Origin of the sequence: Mesonia ostreae (assembly GCF_031845265.1) — a bacterium.
Taxonomy (GTDB): Bacteria; Bacteroidota; Bacteroidia; order Flavobacteriales; family Flavobacteriaceae; genus Mesonia; species Mesonia ostreae.
The window spans coordinates 114,127-134,166 of record NZ_JAVRBG010000007.1; the positions used below are offsets into that span (position 1 = coordinate 114,127).

Here is a 20,040-nt window from a genome sequence, read left to right on the forward strand (position 1 = left end):
CGGAATCTTGTCTCGAGCTTGTCTATTTAAGCCAACGTCTACCAAATTTTATGAGTCGGTCTTGGTTGACTCCACGGAAGAAACCAAACATAATAAGACCATATATAAACTGAGTTTTAAAATTCCCATTGGTATCATAAGTTCTAGTACTTACCAAAACATCTTTCTGAATCACTTTATAATTGGCTTTTTGACTCGCTCTTTTTATAAAATCGTATTCTTCCATTAACTTTAGCGACTCATCATAGCCCTTTAATTCTTCAAAGAATCTTTTGCTAATCCAGAGGGTTTGTCCGCCTCCTCTAAACATCATTCCTTTATAGCGAGAAAAGTAACTATTAATTCTTAAAAAGGTATTTTTAGTATCAAATAGAGACCTAAAGCAACCAAAAGGAATGTCTTTTTTAAGATGAGCTTCAATATCTTCATAAAAGCTAGCAGGCGGAATGCTATCTGCATGTACAAAATAAAGAACGTCTCCTATTGCCGCTTCTGCTCCAGCATTCATTTGTTTGGCTCTGCTTTTGGGTGCATCTATTACTTTAGCGCCTAGATCTTCTGCTATTTTCTTGGAGTCATCGGTGCTTCCTCCATCTACTAGAATTACTTCTTTAGCAGCACTTTTTACTAACAGTGGTAAAAGTTTTTTTAAGTGAAATTCTTCGTTAATTACTGGAATTATAATACTAAGAGTCATAGGATGAGGTGAGAAAAAGTGAATTTGTTTTTAATTTTAAACCGATTTTTAATCAGTATAATTATCTACATCCAACTCCCAGTTATAATCTAAGAACTCCACATCGGGATCTTTGTCAGAGGGAATTAATTCATAGTTTTTTAGAATCTTTACAACACCGTCTTTTCCGCCAAAATCGGCTCTAAACCAACTCATTAAAGCAGGAACATATACCTTTTCTTCGTTTTTTTTATGTTCTACCTCCTTCTTTAAATATTTCTTTGCCGAAGCTTCCAATTGCTTATCTAAATCCTCAACGGTATAATAGCTTACTGGCGGACAACTTTTTGCTCCGCAATTAAGCGCAAAATGAATTCTCCAATCAATTTCCTCTACCCTAAAATCTTTTTCAAAACTAGACGCAAAAGGATCTTTTACATAACCCAACGAAACCTTAATTCTAGAATTGCGTAACAAACCGTGTTCTAATACATCTAAACTTGTTTCTTCTCCCACAACAACAAAGAGATTGTCTTTAAAAAAAGCAGACCTATCTTGATATAAATCTGGATTATCTTTTAGGAGGTATTGCACATAGGTGTTGTACACATTAAGCCAGAATGCTTTCTTTTGCGTACCATTTTGTAAGGTTTTTTTAAGAACTTCTGGAGAAAGATCGGCCAATTGTTGCGCATATTTATCAGCGTTTTTACCTTCTTTAACCGCATCATAAAAATCTTTAGAAATTTTAAAAGGATCTACTTGTTGCTGCGTCAAACTCAACTGAGTCGTTTCCTAACTACAAGTTCCACAAGCCACTAAAAACATAGAGAAAAACAATGCAATAAAGGTGCAACAACTTTTTAAAGTACTTGATTTTAGTTTCATAGATAAGTTTTAGTAGGTTCTAATTTAATAAAGCGATGTTTTTAAGTCCTCCCCTCAGGGGAGGATTTAGGAGGGGATGAGATGATAAAAATTATAACCCATCCTAATTCTGTCTATGCCAGCATGCAGGCCAAACCCCATCCAAACGTTTCGTCTGGGCGGACCTTTCCAAAGGAAAGCGAGTTTAAAAATTTCAAATCATCCAAATGCTTTTCCACTACAGCCTTGTCGTATTAATTGTGGTAAATCATTCTATAAACTTACGAAAAAGCTTAAAAACAAGTTTTATTTGGGTAAAATTCCTGTGTTTACCACCAAACCACGAAAAAGCGTTCAAAACTATTATCGGTTTTTTTACGCCAAATAAAAGCCGCTTTTTGGTGCTTAAAAAGATACTCAATCTCTTGAAGAATGTTGTCATATGCTTTCCACTCTTCCTGATGTTTGGGATCTACCGGCCAGTCTTTTTTTTGCGGAGAAAAATAACTGCCTTCTCCAAACTCTTCTTTTGTAAATTCATCTCGATGCATCCAATAGCCAACAATAGCGCTGGGATTAATGAGTTCATAGGTTGTTTTCTTAAATGTTTTAGGAACAAATAAATTGGCTTTAAAGCATACTTTTTGTTTTAGCTTACGCGGATTCATTTGCTGCTGATGTAAAATATCTTCACTTTCTTTACGGAATACTAAAGGCAGCTGATGCGTCTTTAAGTGATGAATCTTTCTTAAAAAACTGTCTTTTCGGTTAGGTCCAATCCAACATTTTAATTCCTCTTCTTTAGAAACCGAAGGATCAAATAAGTAAAATTTATACACCAACTCTATATGAAGCAAAGAACGTTCTTGGAGGTCTTCCACAAAAAAATCAAACTCCCCTAAGGTTTTCTTTTCATAAATCACCTGAAGGTTTTGAGCCTTCATTTTATAGCGAGTACTTTCCTTAATAGTAAATTTAAAAAAGCGTTCTGCGCGTTTTCCCAAGACTAAACTCGGTGCAATTTCTTCCGTAAAGGAATTTCTATAATTTTTAGGTAAATAGAAAACATTCAAGTCAAACCTATTCTTTTTGGGTAAAAAGATAGAGGCTGTGTTTAGAAAACCTTGATATGCGAGTTTGTTTTTAATTTTTTAAAAGTGTTTATATGAATAATCTTCGACAGTACCATGATATCCAAAACCTTATTCTATTCTTAGTTTTAACTAAAAGAGAGACCTCCCAGATTTCCGAAACCTGGGAGGTCTGGTGATTATTGAAGCCGATTCTTTTCTAATTTAATTTAAAATGTTGCGATACGCAGAACTGTTGTTTAGAATTTCTTTTGCTTTTTTAATCTCGGGATTATGACTTAAATAATACGTATATAAACCTTGCTCATAATGATAACGTTTTATAATCTCATCGCTTAACAAACGCTCAATTTCGTGCTTCTTAGCCTCGATTTGCTGTTGTTTTGCCGCTTCAATCTCTTTTAGCATATTTTGTTGGGTTTTAGCAATCGCTTCTTGATAGCCTTCTTTTTTAGAAGTCTGCATCAGTTTTTTAAGTTGCTTTTCTGTATCGGTTTCATAACTAAAATCTGCTTTTTCTAGAAATTTTTTAAAGTCGGCAAAATCTTTATCCGTGAAAACGAAATCATTTAAATTGATGTCAGCGTGAGAATAATAATACTCGGTAGCATAATTAAAGATGATTTGCTCTTGCAATAAAGCGTTGGTCACCGCGCTGTATTCTGAAGTTTCTAACTTTACATCGGGTAAAATACCGCCGCCATCATATACCTTTCTACCATTGCGCGTCGTAAATTCGTTGTAATCCTCTACTTTAGTTTTGGTGGCATTCCCGCTTTCATCACGGTTCCAATAATCTAAAGCTTGGATACATCTTCCGCTTGGCGTGTAATATCTAGAAATGGTCACTTTTAATTGCGTGCCATAAGAAAGTTGCTTGGGACGTTGTACTAATCCTTTTCCAAAACTCCTAGCACCAATCACCACAGCTCGGTCTAAATCTTGTAAACTTCCAGAAACAATCTCGCTGGCAGAAGCACTTTTCCCATTGATCAATACCGCTAATGGAATCTCAGTATCCATAGGGTCTTTTTGGGTTTTATAAATCTGGTTGTATTTTTCTATGGTCGATTTGGTGGTGGTTATAATTTCTCCCTTCGGAACAAAAATATTGGTCACGTTTACAGCTTCGGTTAATAAGCCACCAGGATTCCCACGAAGATCTAGAATGATTTTTTCGGCACCTTGTTCTTTTAAATTTTTGAGCGCTGTGGCAACTTCCGAAGAAGCTTTACGATTAAATTTAGACAAAACGATATAGCCAATTTTATCTGAAGTGAGTTCATAAAAAGGAACCGCTTTAATTTCTACAGCCTCTCTAGTGAGCGTAGTTTGCTCTGTTTTTCCTTGACGGATATATTTTAAGTTCACTTTGCTGTTGGGAGCTCCTTTTAATAGCTCTCCTGCATCTTCGTCAAAATCTTTAAGCATTACATCTCCAATTTGAATGATTTCGTCTCCAGGTTTTAAACCCGCTTTGTCTGCCGGATAATCTTGGTAGACTTCCATGAGCTTTATTTTGTGTTCTTGGGTAAACACATTGGCACCAATCCCGGTATACTGCCCGAAATTCTGAATTTTTGCTTGTTCTACTTCCTGCTGATTCCAGTAATTGGTATAAGGATCTAAATCGGCTAACATGGCTGTGATTGCTGTATCCATCAAGTCTGCCGGATTGGTTTCATCCACATAATTCATGTTAATTTCCTTAAACAAAGTAGTGAAAATCTCTATTTGTTTGGCGATTTCAAAAAAATCTGATTTATAACGAGCACTTGCCGTGGTGATTAAGATCCCAATGGCAAGAAGGGGAACGAGAATGCGTTTTTTCATAAGGCGTCGGCTTTCAATTCTGTCTCTATAAATTTATGAATTAATTTTTTCATAGCGACTTCTATCTCGCTAGATTTCAATTCTTTTCGTCCTGTGTAGATAAACATCATACTGTATTTTTTAGTATCTATAGGCAATGCATTCTTTTGTTTGCGGTAGTTTTCTCGTAATAACCGCTTGATTCGGTTACGTGTTACCGCCAGTTTAAAATTTCTTTTGGGCACAGAAACCCCTATTTTATGATAATGTTCTTCCCCGAGAATAGGATGATACATAAGCTTTAGCGGAAAACTTTTCACTGATCTTCCTTCTTCAAAAAGCTGCCCAATTTGGATCTTGCTTTTAAGTTTTTCTTCTTTAGAGTATCCTTGATTCATTCCGTAAAGATAAGGAATAGGATTTCTACTTTAAAATTAGGTATTGGATTTGCTGAAAAATGATAGACTTTCTAGATTATAAATTGAATTATAGGTATTTATTTTGATTTGGTTTTCTATATCAACTTCACGTGTACACACCCCAATTTTTCTTCGGAATAAATTCCTTGAAAAATCTGCCCCTCTTTTTAGAGGGGAGTTTTTTCATTTTTCACTTTCAACTTCACGTGTACACACCCCAATTTTCCTTTGGAATAAATTCCTTAAAAAATTTACCCCTTACTTCGACGGGGCTCAGCACATGCTTTAAGAGGGGAAATTTTGTGATCAACTATTTCTACAGATTTATTTAGAATTTTTCTCGTCTATATCGTTTTTCTCCCCTCTAAAAAGAGGGGTTAGGGGGTGTGTAGAAATATACAAATACTTAAAAATTGGTTTTCACATCTTCGTTATATTAACCTATATAAACAAAAAAGCTGCTTCAAAACTTAATTTGAAACGGCTTTTTAAAATGATAATGTTTAATCTCTAGTTTTCAAAAACGTTATTATCTCTTTTAGAATCTGCCATCATTTGAGAAGGATCTATTTCAATTTTTTTGATGGTAGATTTTGCTCCTTCAATCGTTAAATCGTACGTAGGAATTGCCCAAGCCCAATCTTCTTGAATGTTTTGAGCTCCCGGTTTATTAAAATACATCATTCTTAACGGGATGTAATATTCTTTAGTACTTCCATCGGTATAGGTAACACGTACGTCTAAAGGCATAGGCATTTGTCCTAATCGCTCTAATACTACGTTTGTTTTACCGTCCTCTTCGGTTACTTCTTTAATTCCGTAATCTATAGTATTGGTGGTTTGCGTCCAATCGGTTAAATACCAATCTAGTTGAGCTCCACTTACTTTTTCTGCAATACGCTTAAAATCGTTGGGCGTAGGGTGCTTGTATTTCCAATCTTGGTAATATTTATGTAATGTTTTAGCTAAATTTTCTTCTCCAATAATGTATCCTAATTGAGATAAAAATATAGCTCCTTTAGAGTAAGCAGTCAATCCATAAGCCTGATTAAGGTGGTAACGATCTGCATGCGTACTTTGTGGTTGTTCTGAACCAGAATTGGCTAAATAGGTATATCCGCGGTAAGCGCCACTTAAAGGATTTTCTTTTCCTTCTGAAAGTACTTCGTTTTCTGCTAAGGTAGAAATGTAGGTGGTAAAACCTTCATCCATCCACTCGTGTTTAGATTCATTAGTCGCCATAAGACCTTGAAACCATGCATGCGCTAATTCGTGAGCCGTTACGCCTACCAAACTTCCAAAGGTACGGTTCCCCGTAATTAAAGTAGACATGGCATATTCCATACCACCATCTCCTCCTTGAATCACCGAATATTGATCGTAAGGATAAGGTCCAATATGTTCGTTAAAAAACATAAGTAGGTCTTCTGTTTTAGGCTGAAGGTTTTTCCAGTTTTCGGTAAAATTATTTTCCTTTTCATACGAGGGATTGTCTTTGTATAAAAAGTGCAATACCGTACCATCTTTAGCTACACGTTTATCGTGAACAAACTCTGGATCTGCTCCCCAAGTAAAGTCATGCACTTGCGGTGCTACAAAGTGCCACGTAAGTTTTTTACCTCTACGTTTTACCTTGGTTCCTTCTTTTTCATACCCATAACCAATTTCTTGAGGATTTTGTAGGTAACCAGTTCCGCCAAGAATGTAGTCTTTATCAATAGTAATTTTTACGTCAAAATCTCCCCAAACTCCGTGAAATTCTCTTCCAATATAGGCATCTGCGTGCCAGCCTTCAAAATCATATTCGGCTAATTTTGGATACCACTGCGACATAGAAAGTGCCACCCCTTCTTCACTGTTTCTTCCAGAACGGCGAACCTGCACGGGTACTTGTCCGTTAAACTTCATTTTAAATGTAGTTTTTTCACCTGGCAAAAGTGGTTTTGCTAAATTTACTTGCAAAACGGTACCAACTACTTTGTAATCTAATTTTTTACGATCTTGTTTTAGTTGATCTATTTTTAAAAATCCAATTTCCTCTTCGGAAAGCTGACTAATACGGTCTCCTACTCTACTGTCTGGATCTTGAATAGTTCTAGATCTTACATCCATTTCGCTTCCTGGTTGGAAAGCATTAAAAAATAAATGGTAAAATACTTGATCAAGAGTATCTGGCGAGTTGTTAGTATAGGTCAGTTCTTGCGTCCCGGTATATGTGTAATCTTTTACATTTACATCTACCTCCATTTTATAATCGACATGCTGCTGCCAATACGAAGTACTATTTTGTGCAAAACTTGTCATTGCCGAACAGATAAAAAGTCCGACTAAAAAGCATTGAGATTTCATATTCATCATAAGTTATAATTTAAAAAAAAGTGTTCCAATTCCGTAAAGTTAGCATTTACTGAAAACTATAAAGAATGGAACACCTTTTAAGTGATTGATTACGTGTTTTTATTTAGACATTTTATCGGCTAAAATTAATGCATTGTATAGGTTAACCATTTTTCCTGAAACTGAAAGTTCATTAAAAGGTCTTACATCTTTAGCATCTCCTCCTACAATAACATCTGCTTTTGAGGGTAAACCGCTTTGCATAATCACATTTTTAACTTGTGCTGCAGTTAATTTTGGATAGTAAGATCTAATTAAAGCTGCAACTCCTGCCACAGCTGGAGAGGCCATTGAAGTACCTTGTAAAAACTCATATTCGTTTAATGGAGTCGTTGACCAGATTTTTGTACCTGGCGCAAATACATCTACATTGGTTTGACCGTAGTTAGAGAAACTCGCTACTACTTTAGACCCATATTCATAATTAGAAGCCCCAACCGTTAAGAAGTTGTCGGCATATTCCATTACATTTTCAGGATCTTGATCATTTGGGTAAATACGACTAGAATCCATATCTAAAGCATCGTTTCCTGCTGCATTTACAATAAGCACGTCATGATCTGCCGCATATTTTATCGCATCTACGACCCACTCTGGATTTTGTGAGAAATATTTTCCGAAGCTAGTGTTTAATACTTTTGCACCATTATCTACTGCATAACGAATGGCTAAAGCAATATCTTTATCGTACTCATCACCATCTGGGACAGCTCTAACCGCCATAATTTGTACATTTTTAGCAACTCCGTCAATTCCAATCCCGTTATTTCTTTCTGCAGCGATGATACCTGCTACGTGGGTACCATGCTTGGCATCTTCTTTTTTAGGATCTGGACCAGAAACATTTCCGTTTCCATAGTCCGTATCTGTAATATCATAAGGATCATCTCCTACAATATCACGACCGTTAAGATCTAAGTTATAATGCGTATCTAAGCCTCCAGAGAAATAGTCTATTCCTCCTTTCAATTGTTTTTTAGCATCCTCAAGATCACCAATATTTGCCATAATGTTACTTAAAAAGCCTTTTGCTTCTTTAAGTTCTTGGGTATCGGCTTCCATTTGGGCAAGATCTTCTTTAGAAAAATCTTCTTTACCTATTTTCTTACTTACCTTTTCTTCGGATTCTTCTAAAGTTTGAAGCAACTGCTTGTAATAATTGCTATTTTTGGTAGTTTCATTAAACTTTTTCTCAAACTCTTGTTGCGCTTTTTGGTACATCGCGTACTCTTCCTTGTTTTCCGTGCTTACTTCCGCAGGCGTCTTACCTTCATATTTTGGCTGTAGTCTTTTTACAATACGTACAAACTCTAAGTTTTCTGCGACAGCGTCTCCTAAGAAATTCCATCCGTGAATATCATCTACATATCCGTTTTTATCGTCATCAATTCCGTTTCCTGGAATTTCCTTTTCGTTCGTCCAAAGAACGTTTTTTAAATCTTCATGCTCAATATCTACTCCGCTATCAATAACTCCTACGATAACCGTTTTTCCCTTATAATCTTTAAGAATTTCATCATAAGCTTTTTGAACGCTCATTCCAGGAATGGTATCGGTCACCAAATCGGCTCCTCCCCATCCTTTCATTTGGGTATCTGTTAAGCTAGAAGTTTTAAGGGGTTGTTGGTCTATATTGTCTATAGGTGTAGAAGTGATTACTGGTCCCGTTGTACCACAACTAGCAGCAATCATGGCTACTGTAGCCGCAGCAAAAGTTGATTTTAAAAATGATTTTCTCATCAGTATAATTTATGAATTAAATAGTTGATTAAAAGTATAGGTCTTATCGTGTCGTACTCCTTTTTCGGTATTTTTAAGCGTGATGATTTCGTTGTGTGCATCGTGCTCCAAAAATAAGTAAAAATCCTCATCTGCCGCTTTTCCTAAAAATGCTTTTTTCTCGTTTAGAGTCAATAGAGGTCTGGTGTCGTATCCCATTACATAAGGTAAAGGAACGTGACCTGCGGTTGGTAGCAAATCTGCCATAAAAACAAGAGTTTTTCCTTGATATTGAATATGCGGAATCATTTGTTTATCGGTATGTCCATCTACAAAAAGCGCTCCAAAGCCCAAATCTTCATAAAAATGAGATCCTTTATCCCGATTTAAGAAATGAAGCTGTCCGCTTTCTTCCATAGGGAGCAAATTTTCCTTCAGAAAGGAAGCTTTTTCTCTGGCGTTAGGATTTGTAGCCCAATCCCAGTGTTCTTTATTGGTCCAAAATTTAGCTCTTTTAAATGCAGGTTCAAAACCTGTTTTATCTTTGTTCCACTGAATACTTCCGCCGCAGTGATCAAAATGTAGATGTGTTAAAAAAACATCTGTAATATCATCGCGATGAAATCCTTTTGCTTGTAAAGATTTATCTAAAGAATGGTCTCCCCAGCGGTGATAGTGTTTAAAAAAATTTTCGTCTTGTTTGTCTCCTAGTCCGTTATCAATTAAAATAAGTTGATCGCCATTTTCAATAAGGAGGCAGCGAGCAGCAATATCTATCATATTGTTAGCATCTGCGGGATTGGTTCTTGTCCATAAAGTTTTTGGAACAACACCAAACATAGCCCCGCCATCTAATTTAAAATTACCGGCTTCAATTGGGTGTAGTATCATAAAAAATTTGATTTAAATGCTGTGCGCCACAAAATAACAAAAAACAGAGCTTTAATCTCAATTTTGGCAGTGTATTTAACATTCCTTTTGGCAATAAAACAAATACATTAAAATAAAAAAGTTATTTTCGTTGATTCAATACGATTGTTATTAATCTATAATTACTTATGCTAGAACTCGCCGGAATTATAATACTAGGAATATTGGCTCAATGGGTAGCTTGGAAATTTAAAATTCCTGCCATTTTACCTCTTATTTTAATAGGACTTGCTGTAGGTCCTATTGCAACAGAATTTACCGCAGATGGCTCCAAATTAATTGAACCTATATGGAATGGAGAATCTGGACTATTTCCTGGAGAAAGTTTATTTTACTTTGTTTCTCTAGCTATTAGTATAATATTGTTTGAGGGAGGGCTCACCTTACGGCGTGATGAAATTTTAAATGTAGGACCCGTAATTGTAAAATTAATTACCGTAGCGGTAGTGGTTACCTTTATAGGCGCAGGAATAGCAGCTCATTTTATATTTGATCTTTCATGGCAAATTTCTTTCTTATTTGCAGGTCTTATTATTGTGACTGGACCAACAGTAATTACGCCCATCTTAAGAAATATACCACTTAAAAAAGACGTCTCAACCATTTTAAAGTGGGAAGGAATTTTAATTGATCCTGTAGGTGCACTGGTCGCCGTTTTAGTTTTTGAATTTATTAGAGCCGGAGAAGGGGGCGAGTTTACCCAAACAGCCATGATAGAGTTTGGTAAAATTGTTCTTTTTGGTTTTGCCTTTGGTTTTACCTTTGCTCATGCTTTGGGGTTTGCTATCAAGAAAAAAGTAATTCCACATTACTTACTTAACGTTTTTACCTTGGCTACGGTGTTAGGCGTATTTGTACTATCAGATATGTTTGCACATGAAAGCGGACTTCTTGCCGTGGTAGTAATGGGTATGGTTATGGGTAATATTAATTTACCTAACATTAAAGAAATCTTATATTTCAAAGAATCTTTGAGTGTTCTTCTTATCTCTATCCTATTTATTTTATTGGCTGCCAATATCAATATGGAAGATTTACTCTTGGTGTATAATTGGAATGCTTTAATACTTTTTGCCGTGGTAGTCTTTCTCATAAGACCCTTGGGTGTGTTTTTAAGCAGTATTAACTCTTCTTTAAAATTTAACGAAAAGCTATTTATAAGTTGGGTGGGACCACGTGGTATTGTAGCAGCAGGTATTGCTTCTCTATTTGGCCTAAAATTATCTAGTCAAGGTGTAGAAGGAGCAGAGTACATTACTCCATTGGTTTTTATGATTGTGTTGGGAACTGTGCTTTTAAACGCAACAACAGCCAGAGGCTTTGCCAAACTGGTTGGTGTATTTTTAAAGCATAGTGAAGGCATTTTAATTATTGGAGCTTCTTCGGTTTCTCGTCTTATAGGAGCGTACCTTAAGAAAAGTGGCCGTCACGTAGTATTAGTAGATAATAATAGAATTAATATTAGGAAAGCGAAAAAACTGGGTATAGATGCTTTAGAGGGAAGTGTCTATTCTGATGATTTAATGAACAATGTGGAATTAAATGATGTAGGGTATTTGATGGCTTTAACAGGCAATACGGAAATTAACCAAACTGCTATTGAAAAGTTTCAGGATCATTTTGGTGAACACGGTTCTTTTAGATTGGTATCTTCTGATGAAATGAACGATCCAGAAAATAATCCAAAAACCGGATTGTTTTCTCCTACAGATGATTACATCAAACTTACAGAAACAGCTCGCAAACATCCAGAGATTAAAGAAATTGAACTTAACTCTCAAGAACATTACAGCGGATTGATAGAATTAACCAAAACAAATTCTGAAGTGATTCCACTTTTTGTTAAAGATAATGAAGGTGACCTTAGTATTATCCCTTCTCACAGTCAAGAAGTAGAAATTGAAGAGGGCTTTCGTTTGGTATATATAGGAAAAACCTTTGAGACTCAAAATCAAGCTCAAAAAACTAATTTAGAAGAAACCTTAGATCACAATCCAAACGAAGATTAAATCAATACTTCTTATGTTGAGTAGATGACAATATTCTTTTCGCGTGGCATAATTTTAAAGCATTTTTTACCTCTTTAAGAAGTTTAAAAAATGCTTTTTGCATTTCTTTTATTTGATGTTAATTTCGTTTTATACCAATTGTATAGCTTAATTTGAGTAAGCCTTCTGTCCGCTGAAGCGGACAACTTCCCTTTAAGAGGAAAGCAGCTTTTTTAAAAACTTAAATTTTTTAAACTGTGATTGATTTCAAATGTAGGGAAAAGTCTGTCATTTGTTAAGGTGAACGGTGTTTTGATTTATTTTAAAGAACTAATAAAGTAAATTTCTTAAAAATTTCTTAAAAAAATTTAATAAAAATTTTTATTTTGACTTTAAACCGATAATATTGCAGCCATAACTAACAAAAACTAAATTTATGAAAAAAATGATGTTTATGGCTTTGACCGCCGGTTTATTTGCATTCACTTCATGTTCTAGCGATGATGATGGTGAATCTGCATCTTCAGCTTGTAAAACATGTACTTTAGAAGCAGGTGGATTAAGTATGGAAACAAAATACTGTGATAATGGTGATGGTTCTTACACACAAACTGACGAAAATGCTACGGAAACGACTGTAGATTTACCTGATGGGACCACATATAGTCAATTTATTGCAGCGCAGAGTGCAATACAAACCTGTAAATAAATTTACTTACCCAAAGAATAAAACCTCCTAAAATTTCAAGGAGGTTTTTTTATGGGAGAACTTTTAATTAGTATGAAACCTTTAATGCATTTGAATTAGGTTAAATATTGCGTAATGCAGGCTGGTTTTTATTGGATAACTTTTCTTCAATTATATTGGAATGCCACATATAAAATTAAAATTTTAGGATTTTTTTAATTTAATCTTGGGAAATTATAGTAAATATTCCTTATATATTAGCATTTGTAGTAATAAAAAATGAATAAATTATGAAAAGATGGATATGTATGGCTTTGGCCACAGGATTATTTGCATTTACCTCTTGTTCTAATGATGATGATGGAGGAGATAAAACTGGTGCGGATTGTCAGACTTGTACAACCTCTTTTGAAGGTGTAGAAAGTCAAGCAGATTATTGCGATAATGGAAATGGAACTTATACGGTTATAGAGTCAAATGGCCAGGAAACGACTCAGGACATACCCGATGGAACAAATTTTGATAATATTATAGCCGATTTAGAATTAACAGGGAATTGCCAGTAGTATTCATTAAAATGAAAATCTATTGTAAAGGAGATTTTTTGGTAGCTCCAAGCAAGTAATTTCAACGCAGTGTTTTTATTAAAGATAGTCATTAGGAGGACTGACTTACGAAATGTTGAAATGGATATTTGAAGAATAGAACATTCCTGCTATCTTGCCAAGAAATAAAAAATATAAATATTCATGAAAAAATTAACCTTAATAATTGCAATGGCAGGTGTATTCACGTTTACTTCCTGTTCTAGTGATGATGACGGCGATGCTACATCTTCACAATGTAGAACATGTACAGGAGACGCTGAAAGTACAAATTCTATATCGGAATACTGTGATAATGGAGATGGGACATATACAAAGACTGAAAATGGCGAAACTGTAACAGGTGAAATTCCTGAGGGTCTTAATTTTAATGAATTTATTGCGAGTGAAGTTGGGATATGGGCAGACTGCCAGTAATTTCCTATAAATAAAAGAATTAGAAAAACCTCTGAAATTTTTCAGAGGTTTTTTTATTTAAATATACTAAGATTTGATAAGTAAATTAAGCTATCTAGAAGTTTTCCCAAATTTAGAATAGAAGTAGTCTTAAATCTAATAGCGAAGCGGTCGAGTATCTAAAAAACTAGTCATTAAGCTTTAATACCGCCATAAAGGCTTCTTGAGGTATTTCTACATTCCCCACTTGGCGCATACGTTTCTTTCCTTTCTTTTGTTTCTCTAACAGCTTTCGTTTACGAGAAATATCTCCTCCATAACATTTTGCTGTTACATCTTTACGCAAAGCTTTTACGGTTTCACGCGCAATAATTTTTGCTCCGATGGCCGCTTGTATAGGAATATCAAACTGTTGACGCGGAATAAGCTCCTTCAATTTTTCACACATTCTCTTTCCAATATCGTAAGCATTATCTACGTGCAATAAAGCAGAAAGTGCATCTACATTGCTAGCATTAAGAAGCACATCTACTTTTACCAATTTAGATTCTCTTAATCCAATAGGCGCATAATCAAAAGAGGCATATCCTTTAGAAACCGTTTTTAAACGGTCGTAGAAATCAAATACAATTTCTGCTAGGGGCATATCAAAATTAAGTTCTACTCGCTCTGTAGTTAAGTAAGTTTGAGCAGTAATCTCTCCTCTTTTTTCTATACATAAAGACATCACGGGGCCTACAAAATCGGCTTTGGTGATAATTGTTGCTTTTATAAAAGGTTCTTCAACACGATCTAACTTAGAAGGTTCAGGTAAATCTGACGGGTTGTTAACTAAAACAATCTCATTTGGGTTTTTATGGGTAAAAGCGTGGTAGGATACGTTGGGTACCGTAGTAATCACCGTCATATCAAATTCGCGCTCTAATCTTTCTTGAATAATTTCTAGGTGAAGCATGCCTAAAAAACCACATCGAAACCCAAATCCAAGTGCTGCCGAACTTTCTGGTGCAAATACCAAAGAAGCATCGTTTAATTGCAGTTTCTCCATTGAAGAACGTAATTCTTCATAATCTTCTGTATCTACAGGGTAGATTCCTGCAAAAACCATAGGTTTTACATCCTCAAAACCAGGAATAGCTTCGGTGGTTGGGTTTTTAGCATCAGTAATGGTATCTCCAACTTTTACATCGCGAGCATCTTTAATTCCTGTTATTAAATAGCCAACATCACCGGTTTTTATTTCTTTTTGAGGAAATTGTTTTAAGCGTAAAGTTCCTACTTCATCGGCGTAATAATCATTGCCAGTAGCCACAAACTTAATATGTTGTCCTTTTTTTATACTTCCGTTAATTACTCTAAAATAAGTTTCTACACCACGAAAAGGATTGTAAACCGAATCAAAAATTAAAGCTCTAAGAGGTGCATCTACTTTTCCTACAGGTGCAGGAATGCGATTAATGACGGCAGTTAAGATATCTTCAATTCCGAGTCCTGTTTTTGCACTTGCCGGGATTATTTCCGAGGCATCGCAACCCAAAAGATCTACAATATCATCGGTTACTTCCTCAGGATTGGCACTGGGTAAATCTACTTTATTCAGTACGGGAATAATCTCTAAATCGTTTTCTAAAGCCAAATAAAGATTAGAAATAGTTTGCGCTTGTATACTTTGTGCAGCATCTACCACCAATAAAGCCCCTTCACAGGCAGCGATAGAACGAGAAACCTCGTAAGAAAAATCTACGTGTCCAGGAGTATCAATGAGGTTAAGTATGTATTCTTCGCCCTTATGCATGTAATTCATTTGGATCGCGTGACTCTTAATGGTGATTCCACGCTCACGCTCCAAATCCATACTGTCTAATAATTGCTCTTGCTTTTCACGATCGGTAACAGATCCTGTAAAGTCTAACAATCTATCTGCCAACGTGCTCTTACCGTGATCAATATGGGCAATTATACAAAAATTTCTTATATGCTTCATAACATCATCTTAAGTCTTACCGGCTTTTTTCAAAATTTCTTGCATCGATTGCGGTAAGATATTTGTGCAAATATAGTTTTTTGAAATACAATATGAGAAGCTAAGAATAACTAAGAATGTATTATCTTAGTTTTTTGTTACGAAAATTACACATTATCTTGAAAAGTAAACTACCCCCACTCTTATTCTTCTTAATAGTATATCCTTTTATTAGTCATGCCCAATACGACATTCGTGGCACGGTGCAAGATGAGCAAAAATCACCCATTGGGTATTGCAACATTTCTTTACATGAAGCAAAAGACTCTGTATTTGTAAAAGGAGCAGTGACTGGAGACGATGGCAGCTTTGCGCTTACGGCTGTAAAGGAGGGCGATTATATTTTAAAAGCAAGTTTTGTGGGTTATAAAAGTCTTATGCTTCCTGTAAAAATAAACGACCATAAAAGCCTGAAAACTTTGTTGCTAAAAGAAGATTTGGCGCGGTTAGAGGGAGTTAGGATTTCTACTAAAAAACCTCGAATAATTAAGGAAGTAGATAAACTTATTTTTGAGGTAGAAAACACCAGTCTTTCTAGCGGAAATACGTGGGATATTTTAAACAAAACTCCTGGAGTGATCAATGTTGGAGGAGATTTAAAAATCAGAAATACATCGGCGACTATATATATTAATGATAAAAAAGTATATTTAACCTCTGCGGAATTAAATCAGCTATTAAACGGTCTTTCTGCGGAAAATATCAAACAAATTGAAGTGATAAGAAATCCTTCTGCCAAATATGATGCTGGTGATGGTCCCATCTTAAATATTGTAACCACAACCACTTTAACTCCTGGATATAAAGGAAGCCTTAACGGAAGTTATACGCAGGCGGTGAAGCCCAAATATAATCTAGGGACGAGTCATTACTACAAAACTGAAAAATTAAATGTATTTGCCAATTACAGTTATACCAATGCCAAGCGTTTTAAAGAAGATGAGGGCTACATTAACTTTATAAATACTCAAAATGAGGTTTTTGAACGATGGCGAAGTAATCTAGATAAAGACACGCAAGAACAGCAGCACAATCTTAACTTTATTGCAGATTATGAGTTTGATGCTAAAAACAAACTGAGTCTTAACGGAACTACTTTATTTACTCCCCAAAAAGATTTTTCTAACCGAGAAAATACTAGAATTTTTGACGTTAATAAAGTTTTAGACTCTAGCTTTAATACCACAAGTGAGCTAAAAAACGAATTTTTAAATACTGCTGTAGATCTTACATATGTCCATGTATTTAATAAAGAAAACACACAGCTAAGCGTAAATGCGCATTCCACATATTATAAAAAAAACAATAAGCAACGGCTTTTTACGCGCTACTTTAATGAGCAAGATATGCTTTTGGCAGAAAATAAGTTCTCCACTAAAGGCGATCAAAAAATAAATATTTATGCCGGTCAAGCCGATTTTGAAACCTTATTTGATACCTATCAATTTTCTACAGGAATAAAATATGCTTCTATCAACTCTAGTAGTAGTTTAAATTTTTATGATGTAGAAACTTTTGCTCCAACCTTTGAAAATAACGATTTAAACGATGATTTTAGGTATCAAGAAAAAATAAGTTCTGCGTATGCTTCTATTGCTAAAGATTGGGAAAAATGGAGTGCTAAAGCAGGATTAAGACTAGAGCATACCAATAGAGAGGGAGAATCTATCACTTTGGCAGAAATAACTACTAGAGATTATACTCATTTTTTCCCTTCTCTATATCTTAGTTATCAAGCCGCAAAGAATCATAGTTTAGGTTTTGATTATGGCAGAAAAATAGCCCGGCCAAGTTATTCTAGTTTAAATCCGTTTAAGTATTTTATCAATGAAAATAATTTCCAAACGGGTAATCCTAACTTAGAAGCAGCTTTAAGTCATAGCTTTAATCTTAATTACACCTATAAAGACGCTTATTCATTTGATATTTATTTCCATGACAACGGAGAAAATGTGACGCAATTGGTATTTCAAGATAATGAAAACCAGTTTTTACGAAATGTGCACGGCAATATGTTAGAAAGCAAGTCTTACGGCATCGATTTTTTTCACGGGCGCTCGCTTAGAAATTGGTGGTATGCTCAAGTGATCCTTTCGGGTTTTCATGAAGAGGAAACTTTTCTGGCATTAGAAAGTAGTAATGTAGAAGTCACTAATGAGATAAATGGTTTTTACGCGTCCTTCTATAACGGACTTACGCTTTCTAAGGATGGTACGTTTACAGGAGATGTTACTTTTCTTTATATTTCTTCGCTGTTGCAAGGTTCATATCAAATGAACGATATGCTCAACCTTTCCTTGGGAGTTAGAAAAAGCTTTTGGGAGAAGCGTGCCGAGCTTTCTCTACATCTAGCCGATGTGTTTAATAGTTATGCTACGCAGCTAAATTCTACGTACCTCAACCAAGACAATGGCTTTTTTGCTCATCCAGAAAATAGATATGTACGTTTAGGCTTTAAATATCATTTTGGAAACTTTAGATTAAAAGATAATCAGCGTACTATCAAAAACGAAGAAAGAGGACGTTTGTAAATTACCGGAAAACGCTTTGACTAAAATCGATGAAAGGTAACAAAAACTGTTAAAATTTGATTTTTTTCTTGCAAAAGCGTTTTTTTCTTTCATTTTTACAACATTGAGCTTCAATGCACAACCAGAATTAATCTATAAAAAGAAAAATTGCGCTAATGAAGCTATAGGTGTTTATGACCACATATATTCACTTACCTATGATTCTCAATTGGCTTATTCAGCTGCAGATACGGCATATGATGATTGTATCTCGGCAGGTGGCTCTCCTGGAGTTTTAATCGACTAAAAAACAGAAAACATCGTTTATAATTTAATATAAGAAATGAAAAAAGCTATATTTTTTTCCTTGATCTTTTTCTTATTATCAAGAATTGTTGATGGTCAAATAAAATCGGGTAAAATAATTTATGGTGTAGAGGTTAATGAAAGCGAAACACAAAAACTAATTGAGAGTACCACAGATAAGGCAGGAAAAGCATATTTAGTTAAATACATAAATAGTTTTAAAAAAAGTTTTCCTTATGTAAAAGTCACTTTATTGTTTAATGAACAGGAATCTATTTACAATGGAGAGAAAGTAATGAAAAGTGATAACGGATTGAATTTAAAGATGGCATATCAATTGGTTTCACCAGGTACATACTATACAAATCTTGGAAGAAGTTTGACATTACACCAAAATGAGTTTATGGGAAACAAATATTTAATCAATAAAAGTGAAGGTTTTAATTGGAAAATCACTCAAAAACAAAAAATAATAAAAGGTTATGTATGCTATAAAGCTACTTTAGATATTAAAAAGAATGATAAAATTATTACATCCACAGCTTGGTTTTGTCCAAGTCTTCCATTCCAATTTGGGCCAAAAGGGTTTAATGGTTTGCCAGGTTTAATATTAGAATTTAATTACCTTAATCGTTTCCGTTTTTTTCCAAAACAAATTGAATTTTATAATGAAAAAATGGAAATACAAGAACCTAAAGAAGGGAAATCAATTTCAAAAAAAGAGTTTGAGAAAATCCTTAAAAAGCATACTCGTTTTTATAGAGAATAATAAGGAAAGATTTTTTGTGTGTTAACTAAACATTTAAAAACAATATTAAAATGCCAAGACACAAACGTCTCGGCATTTTTCAAGTTATTATGAAGTATAAATTTTTAGTAGTTTTTGTCTTATTTATTTGCAATGCAAATAGTCAAAATAATTTAGGCGGCAAAATTTCGTTTGGACACAGGATAGTTGAATTGGGAATTGATACCTCTGCTGTTTCAAATGATCACGTAAAAAGCGTTATTGTAAACCAGATTATGAGGAGCAAAAGGGCTTTAGAAAAAACAAATGAACTTTATCAATTAACATTTAATACTAATGAATCACTATTTGAAACTCTACCATTTTTAGATAATGATTTTGATCCAATTTTGAGTAGATTCATTTCAAAAATGAAATATTACCATAATCTTTCAGAATGCTCTAATTTAGAACAAATTCCTGTTTATGGCAATTTGTATATTGTAGATAAAGAACCAAAGCAATACAATTGGAAATTGAAAAATAAAACAAAGAAAATTGCAGGTTTTAATTGTCGATTAGCTGTGACATCAATAATTAAAAATAATAAATCTGTTAATGTTAAAGCATGGTACACTCCTAGTATTCCTGTTAGTTTAGGGCCAAAGGATTTTAATGGTTTGCCAGGTATGATTCTTGCAGTTGAAGAATTGGGAAATTTTTATTATGCGATTGATGTGGACTTTAATGAAAATATAAAGATTAAAGAACCAAAAAAAGGAAAGACAGTTTCTGAACAAGATTTTAAACAAATTGTAAAAGGTTCTATGAAAAAAATGAGAGGTGAATAGGAAACAGAACACTTCAAGTTATAGTCTAAAATCAA

Annotated in this window: 17 protein-coding genes; 8 read left to right on the plus strand and 9 right to left on the minus strand. The window is 34.5% G+C overall.

Translation table 11 applies throughout. The annotated features are described in order from the left end of the window. Nucleotides 1–22: 22 nt before the first annotated feature. From RLT85_RS08625 to RLT85_RS08660, 8 genes are all read right to left on the minus strand, one after another. Nucleotides 23–697: a TIGR04283 family arsenosugar biosynthesis glycosyltransferase gene (locus tag RLT85_RS08625; protein WP_311401628.1), complete on the minus strand. Its 675-nt coding sequence runs from the start codon at nt 695–697 to the stop codon at nt 23–25. A 48-nt stretch (nt 698–745) separates the two neighbouring features. Next, the gene (locus RLT85_RS08630; protein WP_311401629.1) at nt 746–1,453 is read right to left on the minus strand and encodes a DUF547 domain-containing protein; all 708 of its coding nucleotides are present in this window, start codon (nt 1,451–1,453) and stop codon (nt 746–748) included. Nucleotides 1,454–1,872: 419 nt separating this feature from the next. After that, on the minus strand, nt 1,873–2,616 hold the full coding sequence (locus tag RLT85_RS08635) for a DUF1853 family protein (RefSeq protein ID WP_311401630.1): 744 nt from the start codon (nt 2,614–2,616) through the stop codon (nt 1,873–1,875). Between the two features lie 222 nt (nt 2,617–2,838). Then, nucleotides 2,839–4,467 (minus strand): S41 family peptidase, encoded by a 1,629-nt coding sequence (locus RLT85_RS08640; protein ID WP_311401631.1) that lies wholly within the window; start codon nt 4,465–4,467, stop codon nt 2,839–2,841. After that, on the minus strand, nt 4,464–4,844 hold the full coding sequence (rnpA, locus tag RLT85_RS08645; RefSeq protein ID WP_311401632.1) for a ribonuclease P protein component: 381 nt from the start codon (nt 4,842–4,844) through the stop codon (nt 4,464–4,466). The genes RLT85_RS08640 and rnpA overlap by 4 nt, the downstream gene beginning before the upstream one ends. Before the next feature lie 531 nt (nt 4,845–5,375). Beyond that, the gene (locus tag RLT85_RS08650) at nt 5,376–7,214 is read right to left on the minus strand and encodes a M1 family metallopeptidase (RefSeq protein ID WP_311401715.1); all 1,839 of its coding nucleotides are present in this window, start codon (nt 7,212–7,214) and stop codon (nt 5,376–5,378) included. Between the two features lie 108 nt (nt 7,215–7,322). Continuing rightward, complete coding sequence (locus RLT85_RS08655; RefSeq protein WP_311401633.1) at nt 7,323–9,002, minus strand: S8 family serine peptidase; 1,680 nt, start codon at nt 9,000–9,002, stop codon at nt 7,323–7,325. A 9-nt stretch (nt 9,003–9,011) separates the two neighbouring features. Then, nucleotides 9,012–9,872 carry an MBL fold metallo-hydrolase gene (locus tag RLT85_RS08660; RefSeq protein ID WP_311401634.1) on the minus strand — a complete coding sequence of 287 codons (861 nt, stop codon included), beginning with the start codon at nt 9,870–9,872 and terminating at the stop codon, nt 9,012–9,014. 167 nt (nt 9,873–10,039) lie between these two features. On the opposite strand from RLT85_RS08660, the gene RLT85_RS08665 reads away from it, so the two are divergent. The 4 genes from RLT85_RS08665 (at nt 10,040) to RLT85_RS08680 (ending at nt 13,609) form a co-directional block, all read left to right on the plus strand. Then, nucleotides 10,040–11,920, plus strand: coding sequence for a cation:proton antiporter (locus tag RLT85_RS08665; protein WP_311401635.1), 1,881 nt, complete (start codon nt 10,040–10,042; stop codon nt 11,918–11,920). 415 nt (nt 11,921–12,335) lie between these two features. Beyond that, nucleotides 12,336–12,608 carry a hypothetical protein gene (locus tag RLT85_RS08670; RefSeq protein ID WP_311401636.1) on the plus strand — a complete coding sequence of 91 codons (273 nt, stop codon included), beginning with the start codon at nt 12,336–12,338 and terminating at the stop codon, nt 12,606–12,608. Nucleotides 12,609–12,877: 269 nt separating this feature from the next. Further along, the gene (locus RLT85_RS08675; protein WP_311401637.1) at nt 12,878–13,153 is read left to right on the plus strand and encodes a hypothetical protein; all 276 of its coding nucleotides are present in this window, start codon (nt 12,878–12,880) and stop codon (nt 13,151–13,153) included. A 183-nt stretch (nt 13,154–13,336) separates the two neighbouring features. Then, nucleotides 13,337–13,609 carry a hypothetical protein gene (locus RLT85_RS08680; RefSeq protein WP_311401638.1) on the plus strand — a complete coding sequence of 91 codons (273 nt, stop codon included), beginning with the start codon at nt 13,337–13,339 and terminating at the stop codon, nt 13,607–13,609. Nucleotides 13,610–13,775: 166 nt separating this feature from the next. On the opposite strand, the gene lepA is transcribed toward RLT85_RS08680, so the two are convergent. Next, entirely contained in the window at nt 13,776–15,572 is a 1,797-nt protein-coding gene (gene lepA, locus RLT85_RS08685; protein ID WP_311401639.1) for a translation elongation factor 4, read from the minus strand. A gap of 158 nt (nt 15,573–15,730) precedes the next feature. Between lepA and RLT85_RS08690 the strand changes: the two genes are divergently transcribed. From RLT85_RS08690 to RLT85_RS08705, 4 genes are all read left to right on the plus strand, one after another. Further along, nucleotides 15,731–18,142: a TonB-dependent receptor domain-containing protein gene (locus RLT85_RS08690; RefSeq protein WP_311401640.1), complete on the plus strand. Its 2,412-nt coding sequence runs from the start codon at nt 15,731–15,733 to the stop codon at nt 18,140–18,142. Nucleotides 18,143–18,245: 103 nt separating this feature from the next. Continuing rightward, nucleotides 18,246–18,428: a hypothetical protein gene (locus RLT85_RS08695; RefSeq protein WP_311401641.1), complete on the plus strand. Its 183-nt coding sequence runs from the start codon at nt 18,246–18,248 to the stop codon at nt 18,426–18,428. A 36-nt stretch (nt 18,429–18,464) separates the two neighbouring features. After that, a complete protein-coding gene (locus tag RLT85_RS08700) occupies nt 18,465–19,196 on the plus strand; it encodes a GLPGLI family protein (RefSeq protein ID WP_311401642.1) in 732 nt (243 codons plus the stop codon). Nucleotides 19,197–19,246: 50 nt separating this feature from the next. Beyond that, complete coding sequence (locus RLT85_RS08705) at nt 19,247–20,005, plus strand: GLPGLI family protein (protein WP_311401643.1); 759 nt, start codon at nt 19,247–19,249, stop codon at nt 20,003–20,005. Nucleotides 20,006–20,040 lie beyond the last annotated feature (35 nt).